This window comes from Halostella limicola (assembly GCF_003675875.1).
Taxonomy (GTDB): domain Archaea; phylum Halobacteriota; class Halobacteria; order Halobacteriales; family Natronoarchaeaceae; genus Halostella; species Halostella limicola.
This window is the reverse complement of record NZ_RCDI01000003.1, coordinates 1-15,620: the sequence shown is the minus strand read 5'-3', so window position 1 is coordinate 15,620 and position 15,620 is coordinate 1. Positions and strand designations below refer to the sequence as shown.

The 15,620-nt window shown below is 66.7% G+C and carries 14 protein-coding genes; 8 read left to right on the top strand and 6 right to left on the bottom strand.

Annotated features, from left to right (window positions below; translation table 11 throughout):
- Positions 1–150 precede the first annotated feature (150 nt).
- On the bottom strand, positions 151–1,713 hold the full coding sequence (locus D8670_RS13375) for a S8 family serine peptidase (protein ID WP_121818630.1): 1,563 nt from the start codon (positions 1,711–1,713) through the stop codon (positions 151–153).
- A 165-nt stretch (positions 1,714–1,878) separates the two neighbouring features.
- Positions 1,879–3,711 carry a S8 family serine peptidase gene (locus tag D8670_RS13370; protein WP_121818629.1) on the bottom strand — a complete coding sequence of 611 codons (1,833 nt, stop codon included), beginning with the start codon at positions 3,709–3,711 and terminating at the stop codon, positions 1,879–1,881.
- Between the two features lie 236 nt (positions 3,712–3,947).
- Here D8670_RS13370 and D8670_RS13365 point away from each other — a divergent pair, with 236 nt between their 5' ends.
- The 6 genes from D8670_RS13365 to D8670_RS13340 all read left to right on the top strand — a co-directional run bounded on the left by D8670_RS13365 (position 3,948) and on the right by D8670_RS13340 (position 10,962).
- On the top strand, positions 3,948–4,403 hold the full coding sequence (locus D8670_RS13365) for an NYN domain-containing protein (RefSeq protein ID WP_121818628.1): 456 nt from the start codon (positions 3,948–3,950) through the stop codon (positions 4,401–4,403).
- Positions 4,404–4,468: 65 nt separating this feature from the next.
- Positions 4,469–5,320 (top strand): TatD family hydrolase, encoded by an 852-nt coding sequence (locus D8670_RS13360; RefSeq protein ID WP_121818627.1) that lies wholly within the window; start codon positions 4,469–4,471, stop codon positions 5,318–5,320.
- A 116-nt stretch (positions 5,321–5,436) separates the two neighbouring features.
- Positions 5,437–6,021: a DUF2150 family protein gene (locus D8670_RS13355; RefSeq protein WP_121818626.1), complete on the top strand. Its 585-nt coding sequence runs from the start codon at positions 5,437–5,439 to the stop codon at positions 6,019–6,021.
- Between the two features lie 61 nt (positions 6,022–6,082).
- Complete coding sequence (locus D8670_RS13350; RefSeq protein WP_121818625.1) at positions 6,083–8,755, top strand: PKD domain-containing protein; 2,673 nt, start codon at positions 6,083–6,085, stop codon at positions 8,753–8,755.
- Between the two features lie 68 nt (positions 8,756–8,823).
- Positions 8,824–10,161 carry a hydroxymethylglutaryl-CoA synthase gene (gene hmgB / locus D8670_RS13345; protein ID WP_121818624.1) on the top strand — a complete coding sequence of 446 codons (1,338 nt, stop codon included), beginning with the start codon at positions 8,824–8,826 and terminating at the stop codon, positions 10,159–10,161.
- Positions 10,162–10,308: 147 nt separating this feature from the next.
- Positions 10,309–10,962 carry an HD domain-containing protein gene (locus D8670_RS13340; protein ID WP_121818623.1) on the top strand — a complete coding sequence of 218 codons (654 nt, stop codon included), beginning with the start codon at positions 10,309–10,311 and terminating at the stop codon, positions 10,960–10,962.
- 86 nt (positions 10,963–11,048) lie between these two features.
- Here D8670_RS13340 and D8670_RS13335 read toward each other — a convergent pair whose 3' ends face one another.
- A complete protein-coding gene (locus tag D8670_RS13335; RefSeq protein ID WP_121818622.1) occupies positions 11,049–11,762 on the bottom strand; it encodes a helix-turn-helix domain-containing protein in 714 nt (237 codons plus the stop codon).
- Between the two features lie 105 nt (positions 11,763–11,867).
- On the opposite strand from D8670_RS13335, the gene D8670_RS13330 reads away from it, so the two are divergent.
- A complete protein-coding gene (locus tag D8670_RS13330) occupies positions 11,868–12,506 on the top strand; it encodes a metal-dependent hydrolase (RefSeq protein WP_121818621.1) in 639 nt (212 codons plus the stop codon).
- Between the two features lie 33 nt (positions 12,507–12,539).
- On the opposite strand, the gene D8670_RS13325 is transcribed toward D8670_RS13330, so the two are convergent.
- Positions 12,540–13,082: a putative phosphothreonine lyase domain-containing protein gene (locus D8670_RS13325; RefSeq protein ID WP_121818620.1), complete on the bottom strand. Its 543-nt coding sequence runs from the start codon at positions 13,080–13,082 to the stop codon at positions 12,540–12,542.
- Positions 13,083–13,227: 145 nt separating this feature from the next.
- Here D8670_RS13325 and D8670_RS13320 point away from each other — a divergent pair, with 145 nt between their 5' ends.
- A complete protein-coding gene (locus tag D8670_RS13320) occupies positions 13,228–13,716 on the top strand; it encodes a GNAT family N-acetyltransferase (RefSeq protein WP_121818619.1) in 489 nt (162 codons plus the stop codon).
- A 44-nt stretch (positions 13,717–13,760) separates the two neighbouring features.
- Here D8670_RS13320 and D8670_RS13315 read toward each other — a convergent pair whose 3' ends face one another.
- Both D8670_RS13315 and D8670_RS13310 read right to left on the bottom strand, forming a co-directional pair.
- Positions 13,761–14,351, bottom strand: a complete 591-nt coding sequence (locus D8670_RS13315) for a GNAT family N-acetyltransferase (protein WP_121819285.1) — start codon at positions 14,349–14,351, stop codon at positions 13,761–13,763.
- 25 nt (positions 14,352–14,376) lie between these two features.
- Positions 14,377–15,015: a GNAT family N-acetyltransferase gene (locus D8670_RS13310; RefSeq protein WP_233752245.1), complete on the bottom strand. Its 639-nt coding sequence runs from the start codon at positions 15,013–15,015 to the stop codon at positions 14,377–14,379.
- Positions 15,016–15,620: the final 605 nt, after the last annotated feature.

The following is a 15,620-nucleotide window of genomic DNA, read 5'->3' as shown; positions in this document are numbered from 1 at the left end:
GCTCCGGTCGGACGGCATGTCGTCGCCGTCGTGCGAAAAAAACGGCCGCCGTCGCGGAGATAGCCGAGTCCTGCAGACCGCGTCGGCGATGCCGGGGCGCGTTCGCCCCGGCCGGCGCTCACTGGTGACGCGACGAGGGGAACGCGGCGATCAGCTCTTCTCAGTGATCGTCAGCGTGTACTCGCCGCTGCCGCTGTAGGAGTCGACGAGGACGTGCAGGTCCGTCGACGTGTCGGGGTTGTCGACGGTGATCGACTCCTGGCTGTCGGTGGTCCACGAGCGGTAGTCGTAGTCGCTCGTGGTCGGGCACTCGGCGCGGCCGTCGTTGACGTACAGGTCGAAGTCGGCGTCGCTGGGACCGTCCAGTTCGACGACGACCTGGCTGGGGTCCGAGAACTCCCAGGGGTACGTCCAGCAGTCGGAGTCCGCGTAGCTGGAGAGCGAGTCCGTGACCGACGACGTCGTCGAGTCGCCGCCACCGCCCCCGCCGGGTTCGGTGTTGACGGCGTTGTCGGCGTCGACGCGGCCCGACCCCTGCTGGTTCTCGGGGAGGCCGACGTCGACCGCCGTGCTCTTCAGGTGGCTCCGCAGGTCGGCGGCCGAGAGGTCCCACGCCGAGAGCGCGAGGCCGGCGACGCCCGAGACGACCGGCGTCGCCATGGACGTGCCGGAGAGCCGCTCGTAGTTGCCGAACGGCACCGTCGACAGCACGTCGGTGCCGGGCGCGCAGAGTTCGATCTCGTCACCGTAGTTGGAGTAGTTCGCGAGCGACTCGTCCTGATCGAGGGCGGAGACGGCCAGGCACTCGCTGTACGCGGCCGGGTAGGAGACGGCGCTCCCGTAGTCGTTGCCCGCCGCGGCGACGGGCAGCGAGCCGTTGTCGTAAGCGTACGAGACGGCGTTTTTCATCGTGTCTGTGTAGCCACCGCCCCCGAGCGAGAGGTTGATAACCTCGGCCCCCTGGTCGGCCGACCAGGTGATCGCGTCGGCGATGTCCGAGAGCGACCCGCTGCCGCTCTCGTCGAGCGCGCGGGCGCTGAGCATCGAGACGTTGCTGATGCCGGCGTGACCCGTGCCGTTGTCGGTGCCCCCGGCGGCGATGCCGCCGACGTGGGTGCCGTGGTTCTCGTCGGCGTTGACGGGGTAGGGGTCGCCGTCGCCGTCCGCGAAGTCCCGGCCGTAGTTGGAGACGCTCCCGTCCATGTTCTCCTCCAGGTTGGCGTGGTCGTACTGCACGCCCTGGTCGACGACCGACACCGTCACGCCTGGGTCGCCGAGCGTCGAGTCCCACGCGCCCTCGCAGTTGACCTGCTGGGGGGCGTACTGGTCGCCGTACCGCGGGTCGTTCGGCGTGTACAGCGCCTCGAACGTCGCGTTCGGCTCGGCGTACTTCACCTCGTCCTTCCGCGTGACCGCCTCGATGAAGTTCTCGCGCGCGTGATCGGGCGCCTGGCTCGGGAACCGCACCGCGACGTAGCGCAGCGTCTCGTTCTTGTGAACGACGCGTGCGTTACCCGGGACGGCCGTCCGGACCGGCCGTTCGAGGTCGTCGGCGCTCGCCGCGACGCCGACTAACACCTCGTCTTCCTTCGGGCCGGGCGGCCTGCCCGGCGTCGCGGCGGTGACCCCACCGAGAGCGCCGACGGCTCCCGCGGCGCCGGTTGCTTTGATGAACGTACGTCGTGACCATGATGTAATGCCATCATCTGACATGGCAATCGGAAATTATTGACAATGAGTAATTTAAACATTTCTTTTCTGTGCTAAAAGTTATAATATTTCTAAATATTAACTCACGGTGGCGTGCAACACGGGTCCGGACCCACGATCGGCGAAAAAGAAACGGAATGACAGTTGGAGGACGTGAACGAGCCGGCGTTACCGGCCGACCTCCTCGATGGAGAGCGTGTAGCTACCGCTCCCGCTGTAGGAGTCGACGAGGATGCCGAGTTCGGTGCTGCTGTCGACGTCGTCGACGACGACGGTCTCCTGACTGTCCTGCGTTATCGACCGCTTGTCGTAGTCGCTCGTCGTCGGGGTGCGGCCATCGAGCGTGACGTACAGGTCGAAGTCGGCGCCGGACGGGCCGTCGAGCGAGACGGTGATCTGGCAGGGAGCGCTCGTCCGCGCGGCGTACGAGTAGCTGTCCGAGTCGTAGTACCCGGACAGGGTGCCGTCGGCGCTCCCGCCGTCGGTCTCGGCGCCGCAGTTCCCGCCGCCGTCGCCGACGGTCACGGCGACGGAGTCGGTGGTGGACGCGCCCTGGTCGTCGGTGACCCTCAACGAGACGGTGTACTCGCCGGTGGCGTCGTAGATCTTCGTGACGACCTCGCCGGTCGCGCTGGTGCCGTCGCCGAAGTTCCACTCGTAACTGACGACCGTGCCGTCGGGGTCGTCGGAACCGCTCCCGTCGAACGTGACCTCCTCGCCGACGGCGACGGACGCGGAACTGGCGTCGATGGACACCGTGGGCGACTCGTTGCCGCCGCCGGTACCGACGATGTTGGCGGCGTCGACCCGCCCCGCGCCCTGTCGGTCCGCGGAGAGACCCACGTCGACCGCGGTTTCCTTGAGGCGCTGGCGGAGTTCCGTCGCGGACAGCGACGAGTCGACGGCCTTGCCGAGCGCGGCGACGCCCGCCGCGGCGGGACAGGCCATCGACGTGCCGGAGATCCGGTTGTAGTCGCTCGTCGTCCAGGCGGAGAGGACGTCGACCCCCGGCGCGGCGACGTCGACCTTGTCGCCGTACTGCGAGAAGTCCGCGAGGTCCTCGTTCTGGTCCAGCGCCGAGACGGCGACCGTCTCGTCGTACGCGGCCGGGTATGAGACGCCGCGGGAGCCGTCGTTGCCCGCCGCGCAGACGACGAGCGAACCGTTGCTCGTCGCGTACGAGACGGCGTTTTTCATCGTGCTCGTGTAGCCGCCGCCGCCCAGCGACATGTTGATCACGTCGGCGCCCTGGTCGGCCGCCCACTGCACGGCGTCGGCGATGTCCGCCGTGGACCCGCCGCTCTGGGGGCTCAGCGCGCGGGCCGAGAGGAGGCGGGAGTTACTCATCCCCGCGATTCCGGTCCCGTTGTTCGTCGTCGCCGCGGCGATCCCGGCGACGTGGGTGCCGTGGTACTCGTTGCTCATGTCCGTCGGGTACGGATCGCCGTCGTCGTCGACGAAGTCCCGTCCCTTGTTCGCGCCGAACTGGTCGGCCAGGTCGGGGTGGTCGTACTTGACGCCCTGGTCGACCACGGCGACGGTGACGTTCTCGGAGCCGAGCGTCGTGTCCCAGGCCGCGGGCGCGTTGACCTGCTGGGGGGCGTACTGGTCGCCGTACCGGGGGTCGTTCGGCTGGGCCAGCGCGTGGTATGTCGCGTTGTCCTCCGCGTAGCGGACGCCGTTTCGGTTCGCCATCGCGGACTTGACGGACTCCCGCGCCTGCGTGCTGGCGCGGTCGGGCAGGCGAACCGCCATATAGCCAAGCGTCTCGTTGCGGTGGACGACCTCCGCGTCGTCCGGTATCTCGCGTTCCACCTGCGCCTGCACGTCGTCCATCGTCGACGCGGCGGAGACGCCGACGAGGATCTCGTCTTCGCGTGGACCGGGCGGTCTGCCCGGAGTCGCCGACGCGACTCCGCCGAGAGCGCCGGCCGCTCCCATCGCACCGGTGGTTTTGAGAAACGAACGTCGTGACCATGAGGGGGTGCCATCGTTTGACATGGCGTCGGCAATTTTTGCTATCTATTAATTTAAAATTTTCTAATTCATATATAAAATGATAATGGGAATAAAAATTACCTGTATGTTTACCAGAATCCCGCTCGTGTACGACGGACGTCTCCGACTGTGAACGGGGGGTGCGTTTTTAACCGCGCCAAGGTGTTCGGGGAGCGGTCGTCGGGTGCGGACGACGCGACATCGCTACGCCTATCGTGTTCAGCGGTCAACCGCGAATCATGAACGGACTACTGCGTCGGCTGGTGGGGGAGGGCGACGGCCGGACGCGCGTCGGCCTGTTCGTGGACGGGCCGAACGTGCTCAGAGACGAGTTCGACGTCGACCTGGACGACGTGCGCGACGCCGCCGCGGCGGAGGGGGACCTCGCGATCACGCGACTATACGTGGACGAACACGCGACGCCCGGCCTCATCCAGGCCGCGGAGGCGCGGGGGTACGAGGTGGTCGTCACCAGCGGCGACGTGGACGTGAAACTCGCCGTCGACGCGACCGCGGCGGTGGTCGAGGGCACCATCGACGCGCTGGCCGTCGCCTCGCGCGACACGGACTTCAAGCCGGTCGTGGAGACGGCCGGCCGGCACGGGGTGCAAACGCTCGCTATCGCGCCGGGCGAGCACGGCCGGTCGGACGCGCTCGGCAACGCCGCGGACGAGGCGGTCGTCGTCGAGGGCTGACGGGCGGCCGCCGCGGGCCGACCGAAACTGAATCTTTTCGGCGCTCGAACGCGGAGGGAGAAGCGATGACGGATCTCGACACCCCGGTGCTGGACAACCACCTCCACCTCGACCCGGACAACGCCCGCGGCGTCGAGGCGGCGAAGGACTTCGGGCGCAGCGGCGGCACCCATCTGCTCGTCGTGAACAAGCCGTCCTGGCACCTCGGCGTCGAAGCGCAGGTCGGCGAGGACTTCCGGGCGGTGTTCGAACGGACAATCGAGGTCGTCGAGCGGGCGAGCGAGGAGCTCGACGGCACCGCGTGGCCGGTGCTCGGCGTCCATCCCGGCCTGATCTCTCGCCTCGTGGACGAGCGGGACTTCTCCCCCGACGAGGCCCGCGACCTGATGCAGGCGGGTATCGACGTCGCCGCGGAGTACGTCGCGGACGGCCCCGCCGTGGCGCTGAAGTCCGGTCGCCCGCACTACGACGTCTCGGACGCGGTGTGGGAGGCCTCGAACGCGGTCATGCGCCGCGCGTTCGAACGCGGGGCGGAGGTCGGTTGCGCCGTCCAGTTGCACACCGAGGCCAGCGAGGACCTCACCGAGGTCGCGGAGTGGGCCGAGGACGCCGGCCTCGCGCGCGAACGCGTCGTGAAGCACTACGCCGCGGGACGGCTGGCCGGGCCGACGCCGAGCGTGATGAGCGAGAAGGACCGTCTGGAGGTCGCCGCCGAGTCCGGCGCCCCGTTCCTGATGGAGACGGACTACGTCGACGACCCGGACCGCCCGGGCGCGGTGATGGGGCCCCGGACCGTCCCCCGCCGGGTGCGCTGGCTGCTGGAGGAGGGGTACGACGACGCCGTCCGGCGCGCCCACGTCGAGACGCCGAAGCGCGTGTACGGAATCGACACGGAGGCGACGCTCGACGGCGACTAAGGCGGAGCGAAGCGGCGCGTGACGACGAGAAACGCCGATCGCCGAATTTTGTTGCCCGCCGTCCGACACACCGCTGAGAGAGAAAGGCATTTCAGGCGGCCAATGTACCCTCAAGTATGAGCGAGCCCCCGCAGGAGTTCTACTCCGAGGACCGCTGGCAGAACTGGGTAGACCGCATCAAAGACGAGGAGATCGACCCCGAGGACGAGGACTCCGCCCGCCTGCTGCTCAACCTGCAGGACGACGCGGCCATCGCCGTCGCGAAGGTCGTCGCCGCGTACGACGACGGCACCCTCAGCGAGGAGGAGGCCCTCGAGGAGATCGCCGACATCCGCGACATCGTCCTGAGCGAGGTCGAGTTCGATGACGAGGAGAAGCTGATGCTCATCGACGGCGTCCAGACGAGCCTCGTCTGCGTGTTCTACGCCGCGGAGGAGTTCGTCGCCGACGGTCCCGCCGAGGGGGCGAGCGTCGAGGAGTACGTCCGCGCGGCCGCGGACGCCGAGGCCGAGGAGGACGTGGACGCCGCGCTGGGCTACGTCGCCCAGGCCGGCACCCTCATCATCGACGGCGAGGAGCTCGACATCTCGATCGCCGAGGAGGTCGACTACGGACTCGTCACCGAGTGGGTGAACGGGCTCGACAGCCTCCAGAGCGCCATGAGCGACCCCGAGGTCGTCGAGGAAGAGGACGAGAGTTAACTCCTCGTACTGACCTGTCTCGGCAGCAAGGGTTTTTACAGCTCCATTGCTAGGGGCGGGTATGCAGTTCGGGGACGACGAGCGCGCCGCGGCGATGCAGGTCGGAGCGGTGCTTCTCTTCGGTATCCTCATCATCTCGATGGCGACGTATCAGGCCACCGTCGTCCCCGACCAGAACAAGGGCGTCGAGTTCAACCACAACCAGGAGGTGCAGGGCCAGATGCAGGACCTGCGAAACTCGGTCGTGTCGGTGCCCCGCGGCGGCGGAGGCTCGGTCACCGTCGACCTCGGCACGACGTACCCCTCGCGCACGCTGTTCGTCAACCCCGGGCCGCCGTACGGGTCCCTGCGAACCGTCGGGACGAACGAGGAGCGCGTGAACGTCAGCATCGAGAACGCGAACGCGACGGACGCGGAGGTACAGGACTTCTGGAACGGGTCCACTCGCGCGTTCGAGACCGGCGCGATCGTCTATCGACCCAACTACCACGAGTACGAGAACCCGCCGACGACGGTGTACGAGCACTCCCTCCTGTACAACCAGTTCCGCAACGCGAACCTGACTATCACCGACCAGAGCCTCGTCAGCGGCGACGAGATAACGCTAGTCACCATCGACGGGAACCTCTCGGAGAACGGGATGGGGGCCGCGTCGGTGACGGCCGACCCCGTGAGTGCGTCGACGAACACGGTCACGGTGCGCAACGACAGCGCACCGATCAACGTCACCGTCGCGACGCGGCTCAACAGGAGCACGTGGAACGAGACGCTATCCGACGAATTCGACGATGGGAACGTCGTCGGTATCGATTATGACCCCGACGGACCCGGCGAGTTCGCGTTGCTGACGATCTCACTTAATCAGAGCCGGACGTACGACCTCCGGATAGCGAAAGTCGGTGTCGGATCGGGGGCGAGCGACTCCACCGACGAGCTATACCTCGCCGACCCGATGCTACAAGGAACAACAGCCTCCGCGGAGGTGCGCGACCGGTACAACAACCCGGTGGGCGGAGCGAACGTCACGGTGTACGTGGACGGTACTGAAACGGCGACGAAGGAGAGCGGTTCTGATGGACGCGTCAGTTACGAAGCTAACAGCGGCGACACGGTCAAATTCTCGATCGGACACAGTGAGGCCGACAACGTGACGATAACCGTTCCCAGCGGTGGCAGCGGAAGTGCGTACAGCATCGACTGGCAGGACCCGGAACTTAACTCCTCGAACGTCGGACTGGACCTACGTAACTGTACGGACGAGCAGTGTACCTGGGACGTCGGTGCGAGCGACGACAACGTGATGGCTCTGACTGGGATCGCGAATGACCAGATTGACAACGTCGACGTCGACTTCCGGGTGAACGACAGCAATGTTGCCACGGTCGACCCGTCGAGTACGTCTGACACGGGCGACGGGCGGGTCTGGACGAACCTGACCGCGAGTGCGAACGGCACCGTCAGCGTGTACGTCCTCAGTAGCGGGAGCAGCGACCGGATCGACGTCGCGGTTGAGAACGTTAGCGGCGGGACGAATTCTCCGCCGACAGCCGACTTCACGTATTCGCCGTCGAGCCCCTCGACCGCGGACGTCGTGAACTTCACGGACCAATCGAGCGATCCCGACGGATCGATCGTCTCGTGGTCATGGAGCTTCGGCGACGGTACGAGTTCGACGGCGCAAAACCCCGACCATAGTTACGCCGACGACGGCACGTACACAGTGACGCTGACTGTCGAAGACGGCAACGGGTCCACCGACAGTTACAGCGACACCGTCACCGTTTCGAATCAAGCGCCGAACGCGACGTTCACGGCGGACTGTAACGGCGACACCTGCCAGTTCGACGCGTCGAACGCCAGTGACCCCGACGGCAACGTCCAGTCCTACGACTGGGAGTTCGGCGACGGGACCACGGCGACGGGCGAGACGGTGAACCACACCTACAGCAGCGGCGGCGATTACACGGTGAACCTCACCGTCACCGACGACGACGGCGCGACGGATACGGCGTCGAAGGTCGTCTCCGTGTCGTCCAACAGTCCGCCGACGGCCGACTTCACGTACTCGTGCACGGGTCGCGACTGCGTGTTCAACTCGACCGCGACCGACGACAGTGGCGTGACTGGATACGAGTGGGACTTCGACGGCGACGGCACCGTCGACGCCACTGGCGAGAACACCACGCACACGTACTCCACCGGCGGCACGTACGACGTGAACCACACCGTCTACGACCAACAGGGCCTGTCTGACTCGGTCGTGAAGCAGGTGAACGTCACGGGCGAAGTGGTCATCAACGCCGACGCCACCGCGTCGTCGGGGAGCAAGAACAAGAACTCCGTCGTCACCTTCAGCATCGGGAACAACCGGGGTGGAGCGGTCGACGTGACCGACGTGACCCTTAATAGCACTAGCAACGGTAAGGTCGTCGAACTGGAGGACAGCGCCTACGGCTCGAATGGCGAAGTGGAGGTCGATGTCGGCGAGACAGGCACCGTCGACGCCGTCGCTGACGCAGCGAGTTACCCGATCGGAACGGCGATGACACTCGGCAACGCGGCGACCGTCTCCAGCGGAACGAACGCTTCGATCCAACTCGCGGAATTCGACAGCGACGGTCGTGACAACAAAGTGAACGTCGAATCGATGACGGGCGAGACGATCACCGTCACAGTCCACTACACGTACGACGGTCAACGGTACACGGTGACAAAAACGCTCACCGTCTCGTAACGCTTCCTTCGACGTCCGTCGAACTCATAGACGACAATAACTTATACGGTCCCCCCGTTGGTCGGCGTATGACTTCAGTCGGCATCGACGCCATCGAGATCCGAACGGGGAGCCTGAAACTCGACCTCCCCGGCACCTTCGCGCCGGCGAAGGACGAGGACCCGGGGAAGTACACGAAGGGCCTCGGACTGAACGCGAGCTCGTTCCCGGACAGCTACGAGGACATCGTGACGATGGCGGCCAACGCCGCCCACCGCCTGATGGAGCGCAAGGGGCTGGTCCCCGAGGACGTCGGCCGCATCGACGTCGCGACCGAGAGCGCGTTCGACAACTCCAAGCCCGTTTCGACGTACGTCGCGGGCTGTCTGGAGCAGGTGTACGACGGTGACTTCCACCACGCGAACAAGGGCGAGCGGAAGTTCGCCTGCGTCGCCGCGACGCAGGCGGTCGACGACGCGTACAACTGGATCCGCGCGGGGCGCAACCGCGGCCGCGCGGCGCTGGTCATCGCGACCGACACCGCGCTGTACGCCCGCGACGACCCCGGCGAGGCGACCCAGGGGGCCGGCGCGGTCGCCATGCTCATCGACGAAGACCCGTCGGTCGTCGAGATCAGCACGGAGCAGGGGTACGGCAGCGCCGACGAGACCGACTTCCTCAAGCCACAGCAGCAGTTCCCGAGCGTCGACGGCAAGCGCTCGATGCAGGTGTACCTCGCACGCATGCGCGAGGCGCTGGAGGACTTCGAGAGCGTCGCCGGCGACACGCACCCCGACGACTACGCGTACATCCCGTTCCACACGCCGTTCCCGGGCATGGTCCGCAAGGCCGGGCTGCTGGGCTATCGCCACATGATCCGCGATACTCCCGTCGAGGACGACCTCGCCGAGGAGATCGGCCGCCAGCCCCGCCGCGAGGCGTTCGACGACGACGAGGCCTACGAGGACGCCGTCCGCGAGTACATGGACGCGCTGAAGGAGACCGACGCGTACCGCGAGTGGTACGGCAACACGATCGAGCCGACGCTCACCATCTCTCGGGAAGTCGGGAACTGGTACACCGGCTCCGTCCACGTCGCACGCGCTAGCGCGCTCCAGCACGCGCTCGAGAACGACGTCGACCTCGCCGGGCAACGCCTGCTCGTCGGCTCCTACGGGAGCGGCGCGCAGGCCGAGATCCACGCCGAGACGGTCGTCGACGGCTGGGAGGACGAGGTGCGCGCGTTCGACGTCGACGAGCAGCTCGCCGACCGCTACGACCTCGCCTTCGAGGAGTACGAGGAGATCCACGACGCCCACAACCACGAGAAAGACACCGACGTCGACCCGCTCACCGTCCCCGAGGGCGAGTTCGCCTTCACCGGCTGGGGCCGCATGGGCGAGCGCCAGTACGAGTACGTCGAGTAGCGCGGTCGCCGACGGACGCGGTTTCTCGGGTTTTTGTCGACGGTCGGCGAGCACGCGGACCCGTTCGACCGGACGGCGTGCTCGGTCCTCCGCCACGAAGGATCTCGCAATCGTTATACCGTCCGATAATGGCTTCTTACGCCATCAATGGAACGGGAATTAGGACCCCTCGCCCGAGAGCTGTCGGAGCCGTACTACGAACCCGCCCTCCCGGCACACGACCGCTTCCACGCGAAGCGGGTCCGCGATCTGGCGGTCCGGTTGGCGAACGAGTCGGACGCCCGCGTCGACGAGGGCGTTCTGTCCGCCGCAGCCTGGCTGCACGATATCGGTCGGCCGCTGGAGCGAACGGGTGCGATCGACGACCACGACAGGTGGGCTGCGACGGAAGCGGCGGACTTACTCGAAACCGAGGGCGTGGACCCCGACAGGGTCGACGCCGTGACGCGCTGCATCCGAGCCCACAGCATCCGGTCCAGCTCTCCGGAGCCCGAGGCCCCGGCGGCGAAGTTCCTCTTCGACGCGGACAAGCTGGACGCGACGGGGGCGGTCGGTATCGTTCGCATGGCCTGTATCGTCGGTGAACGGTCGGGGAGGGCAGGCGAGAGCTACGCCGTCCTCGATAACTCGGCGGAGTCCGCGGACCGTCCCGACGTCACGCTGCTCCGAGAGTGGGCGCGGGAGCGACTCGACGCGCTGTACACCGTTCCCGGCCGCCGACTCGGAGAGTCCCGGTGGGAGTTCATGGGCCGGTTCTTCTCGCAGTACGACGCCGAGATAGGGGTCGGCGCGGAGCGGTAACTCGGCGCGATCTCCGTGTCCCGCGCAGACAGACTCCGTTCGCCGGGGAGTCCACAACGGAGCGACCGGCGGGACGAACGACGGCGCTACGGGAGCTCCCGCATCGCGTCGAGCATCGCGTCGAGGTCCATGTCCGTCACGGCGAGCGAGAAGTCGTCGATGGTGGCGAGGTCGGGCGCGTGCTCCCACAGTTCCTCTTCGGTGATGCCGTGGAGGACGACGGCGTTTGGCGTCGGGTTGACGACGCGCATGGCGACCAGCGGCGACTCGCCGCGGGTGATCCCCGTGAACACGAGCGCGCGGTTCGTGCTCTGACCGTAGAGGCGGTAGAACTCCTCGCTGGAGAGAGTGGTTATCGCCCCGATGGAGTCGATGACCGTGTGTCCGCTGATGCGGTCCTGCGTGCCGCGGACGAGTTCGGTCGCCCCGACGGCGTCGTAGAAGCGCTCCATCGGGATCATCGTCGAGTACTCGCGGAGGTCCTGGACGATTTCGCTCTCGAACCCCGCGGAGAGGACCCGAGCGTACTGCCGGATGCGCCCGCCGCCGCGGCGCTCGTCGATGTCGAGCAGGCCGGTGACCACACGCTCAATGACGCCGATCCCGGGGCTCTCCCGGCGTCCGCTCTCGTAGTCGCTGATGACCGACGACGAGACGTCGAGTTCCTCCGCGAGGTCCGTCTGCGAGACGTCGAAGTCGGTGCGCCACTTCCGTAGCGTGGCCCCGGGGTCGTCGCTCAGCGTGATCTCGCCGGCGATCTTCTCCGCGAGGTCGCGTCGCGGCCCGTCCGTCCCATCCATGGTCCGCAGGTCGGAACTGCGGGTATTAGAACTACCGAAACGAGAGTTCGACGCCCGTCGAAGACACGCGAACGCTGATAGGTCCGCGGACCGTCCGTTTCGGACATGCCATCGACCGTCTTCCACGCGGCGCTGGCCGGGCTCGTCGCCGCCGCCCTCCTCGGCGACGAGTTCGACGCCCGCGCCGTCGCCGTCGCCGCGGGTGCGACGGCCCTTATCGACCTCGACGTCTTCCTGGGGTGGTACGTCATCGGCGCGCACCGCGCGGCGTTTCACACGCTCCTCCTCCCGGGCGCGGCCGCGGCGCTGCTGTACTACGACACCCGGATCCGCCGGGAGTCGCGACTCCGCTCCAAGTGGGGCACCTACGGGAGCCGCGTCGCCTGGACGGCCGTCGCGGCCGTGACGTTCGCCGGTATCGGCCCGGACCTGACGTTCAACGGCGCGAACCTGTTATACCCGCTGCACGACCAGTTCTACGCGTTCGACGGCGAACTGTACTACTCGACCGACCGGGGGATCGTTCAGACGTTCGTCGACCTCGAAGAGTCGGCGCGCGGGACGACCCGGGAGACGCAGTTCTACACCGGCGTCGACCCCCAACCGGGGAGCGCGGGCGCCGACGCCGGCGGCGAGCGATCGCCCGAACGCATCTTTCCGGTCGTCGCGAACGGCGACCAACTGATCGTCGTCGTGACGAGCCTCGTCGCGGTCGCGGGGCGGTTGCTGGGACAGCAGGGGTGACGGGTCCGACCGCCACCGAACCTGCGAATCGGGCTATGCGACGTATCTCGCGGGGATTGACAGCCCGAACTCTTCGGCCGTTTCCGCGACGATCCCTTTCGTCGTGTAGATGTCGGGTTTGTAGTACAGCTCGTGAGTTACGCCGTACTCGTTACGGAGGTGCTCTCTGACGCGGTCGACGTCCCGTTTCTCGAAGTAGTTCGGCGTGTAGACGGTCAAGACGTACTCGTCGTACATCGGCAACTCCGCGTGTCCGAACGCGGTCATCGCCTTCGCTCCCCAGACCACTCCCGCCTCCGCGTCGGCAACCAGTTCGGGCCAGAGTTCCTCGATCCGTTCCGCTGACCCCGTTACCTGCCATTTACCGATGAGCTTCCCCCGTTCAAGCGCCTCCCGATCGATCTCACGAACCGCCGCGTCGTCAGCGGGCGGGAGGTCATCCGCCGTGACCGCATTCGGTCTCGCCACGCTGTGTTCCGTGAAGTACTCGTCTCCGCCGATCATCGGCGAATCGCTGACATCTCTACTGCGTAACCAGTACTTCTCCTCGTCGGTGATTTCGACCGGTGACTGCATGATTTCGCTTCGGCGATGGCGTACTTATTGGTCCGCCACGCGGGGCGAAAGTGAAACATCCAGACGCCGGTCGACACCTCGCACTGGTGCCGAACGGTCCATCAGAATCGGCCGAGTAAACAGGGACGAGCGACGAAGAGGAGGCATGGAAATCAGATCCTACGACCCCGACACCGACGGGAGCGACCTGTGGGAACTCAAGCGCGCCTTCGAGCGCGGCCTCGGCGCGAACACCGGCGGCGAGGAGAAGGAAGCCGCCTACGAGGGCAAGCTCACCGACGACTACCGCGTGCGGTACCTCGACTGGGTCGAGCGCTGCACTGACAGCGATCCGGACTGCGTGACCGTCGCGTCGACCGACGACGGCCTCGCGGGCTACGCTTTCCTCCTGCCCGAGCGCCTGTCGATGATCTGGGACGCCGCCGTCCTCAACGAGATATACGTCGACCCCGACCACCGCGGAACGGGCGTCGCCGACGACCTCATCGAGGCGGTTCTGTCGACCGCCCGCGAGCAAGATCTGCCACTCGATCGGATCGTACTCGACGTCGACCCGAAGAACGACCGCGCGCAAGCGTTCTACGACCGTTACGGCTTCGAGCAATGGGGCGAGATGGTCGCCCGCTCGCTGTGACGGCTCCCCTCGTTCGATAGCGCGGTCGGCCGACGCGGCTGCCGCTACGTCGTCGCCTCGCGGTAGTCCTCTCTGCGGATCGTGTAGCGGCGCTGGTCGCGCGCCTCGCCCGCTTTGACGGCCCAGTTACGGAAGGTACCGTCGTAAGTTCCTCCGAACCTGTCGACGTACTTCTCGATCGCGCGCCGGGACTTCTCGTTTCCTGCCTGGTGCTCGACCGCGACCACGTCGAGGTCGAACCGGTCGAAGGCGAGTTCCACGAACGCCGCCGCGCGCTCGCCGGAGTAACCCCGCCCCCAGAAACGCTTTCGCAGCCACACGCCGAGGGTGCCCGTCTTCTGTTCCCAGTCGAACGTCATCCCGGCGCCGCCGGCGATGTCGCCGGCCCCGTCCTCCGACCCACGCGGTCGAAGCAGATAGGCGGCGCTCTCCCCGTTCTCCCACTGGCGCTCGACCATGTCGACGAACTCCTTCGTCTCGCGGACCGACTCGTGGGGGTCCCAGGAGAGGTACCGCGTCACCTCGTCTATCCCCTCGTCCGACGAGCAGATCCGGTAGTACTTCAGGAGGTCCACGGTGTCGTGACTGAGCCGCTCGATGCGCAAGCGCTCGGTCTCGATCGCCTCCGGAAACAGCGCGCTCCGGTCTGGATGGAGGAGTTCACTCATCCCCGAACACCACACGGTCGTCCGGCCGGTTCCGCTCCCACTGCTCGCGCGTGACCGTGTAGCGGTGGAGGTCGAGCACCTCGTCGCCGTGAGGCACCCAGTTTCGCAGGCGGCCCTCGTACTGACCGCCGACGCGGTCGACGTACCGCTCGATCGCCTTCCGCGAGTTCTCGTTCCCCTCGAAGTACCCCGTCGAGACGAGGTCGAGGTCAAGGTGATCGAACGCCAGCCGCATGAACGCGATCGCGCGCTCGCCGGCGTACCCTCGCCCCCAGAAGCGCTCCTTGAGGACGAGGCTGAACCGGGCGCTCCGCCGGTCCCAGTGGGGCGTGAGCGCCGCCATTCCGGCGAACTCGCCTGCGCCGTTCTCCCCCTCGCGAGGGTAGACGGCGTACCGGGCTTTCTCTCCCTCGTCCCACCGCCGTTCCGCCTCGACGAACCGGTCCCACGTCTCCTTCAGCGTGTCGTCCGGCGACTTGGTCACGTGGGCCAGCTCGCGCTCGGTCTGCTCGTCGCGGGAAAGCGCCTCGTGGACCGCGTCCAGATCGACGCGGTCGCGGCTAAACCGCACGAGGCGCAACCGTTCCGTCTCGATCGTCTCCGGAAACATCGGCTGATTTCGGGGGTTCACCGCCCGGTGTGTTAAACGTTCGGGAGGTGAAACGACAGCGAAACGATGCGAACGGGTACCCTGCCGTCCGCGGGTTTCGACGGGACCCCCGCCCAAGTGAAAACGAGGTAGACGCGTCGTTGGCGGGCTCTGCTGAGCGCTATCGTTCGACGTTCGTACACGCGCGTCGCGCCCCCGACAGGCACCGATTACCGCTCGTTCGGGCTGCAAGTATACTAATTCGTACGTGTGCGAAATCACGGGACGGGGCCGCGCCCGCGTCACGGGGTCTCTACCGAATGTCACTCGTGGTATCGCGTATCGAACGCCGTTCGATTCGACGGCCTTTTATGCACATGCCCCATTCGATGTGATGTGACGAAGATGCTGCCCGTCGAGGGCGGCAGGAAATGAGGATTCCACCCCTGCGGTCCGCCGTACACGATGGAATCTGATGTTAGCCTTGGTAGTTCGGTGACACCCGGCCGTTCAGACGGCGCGGTGGTCGCCGAATTACGGACCACGCAATAGGTGTACACTCTTACGAGTGTACCCGCCAGACCCCCCGGCCCACAGTGGCCGGGAGCATTCCGGTTGATCCTGCCGGAGGCCATTGCTATCGGGGT

Coding starts and splice junctions, on each gene's coding strand:
- D8670_RS13375 (WP_121818630.1), bottom strand. CDS start 1,713: ATGTCAGATGATGGCATTACATCATGGTCACGACGTACGTTCATCAAA.
- D8670_RS13370 (WP_121818629.1), bottom strand. CDS start 3,711: ATGTCAAACGATGGCACCCCCTCATGGTCACGACGTTCGTTTCTCAAA.
- D8670_RS13365 (WP_121818628.1), top strand. CDS start 3,948: ATGAACGGACTACTGCGTCGGCTGGTGGGGGAGGGCGACGGCCGGACG.
- D8670_RS13360 (WP_121818627.1), top strand. CDS start 4,469: ATGACGGATCTCGACACCCCGGTGCTGGACAACCACCTCCACCTCGAC.
- D8670_RS13355 (WP_121818626.1), top strand. CDS start 5,437: ATGAGCGAGCCCCCGCAGGAGTTCTACTCCGAGGACCGCTGGCAGAAC.
- D8670_RS13350 (WP_121818625.1), top strand. CDS start 6,083: ATGCAGTTCGGGGACGACGAGCGCGCCGCGGCGATGCAGGTCGGAGCG.
- hmgB (WP_121818624.1), top strand. CDS start 8,824: ATGACTTCAGTCGGCATCGACGCCATCGAGATCCGAACGGGGAGCCTG.
- D8670_RS13340 (WP_121818623.1), top strand. CDS start 10,309: ATGGAACGGGAATTAGGACCCCTCGCCCGAGAGCTGTCGGAGCCGTAC.
- D8670_RS13335 (WP_121818622.1), bottom strand. CDS start 11,762: ATGGATGGGACGGACGGGCCGCGACGCGACCTCGCGGAGAAGATCGCC.
- D8670_RS13330 (WP_121818621.1), top strand. CDS start 11,868: ATGCCATCGACCGTCTTCCACGCGGCGCTGGCCGGGCTCGTCGCCGCC.
- D8670_RS13325 (WP_121818620.1), bottom strand. CDS start 13,082: ATGCAGTCACCGGTCGAAATCACCGACGAGGAGAAGTACTGGTTACGC.
- D8670_RS13320 (WP_121818619.1), top strand. CDS start 13,228: ATGGAAATCAGATCCTACGACCCCGACACCGACGGGAGCGACCTGTGG.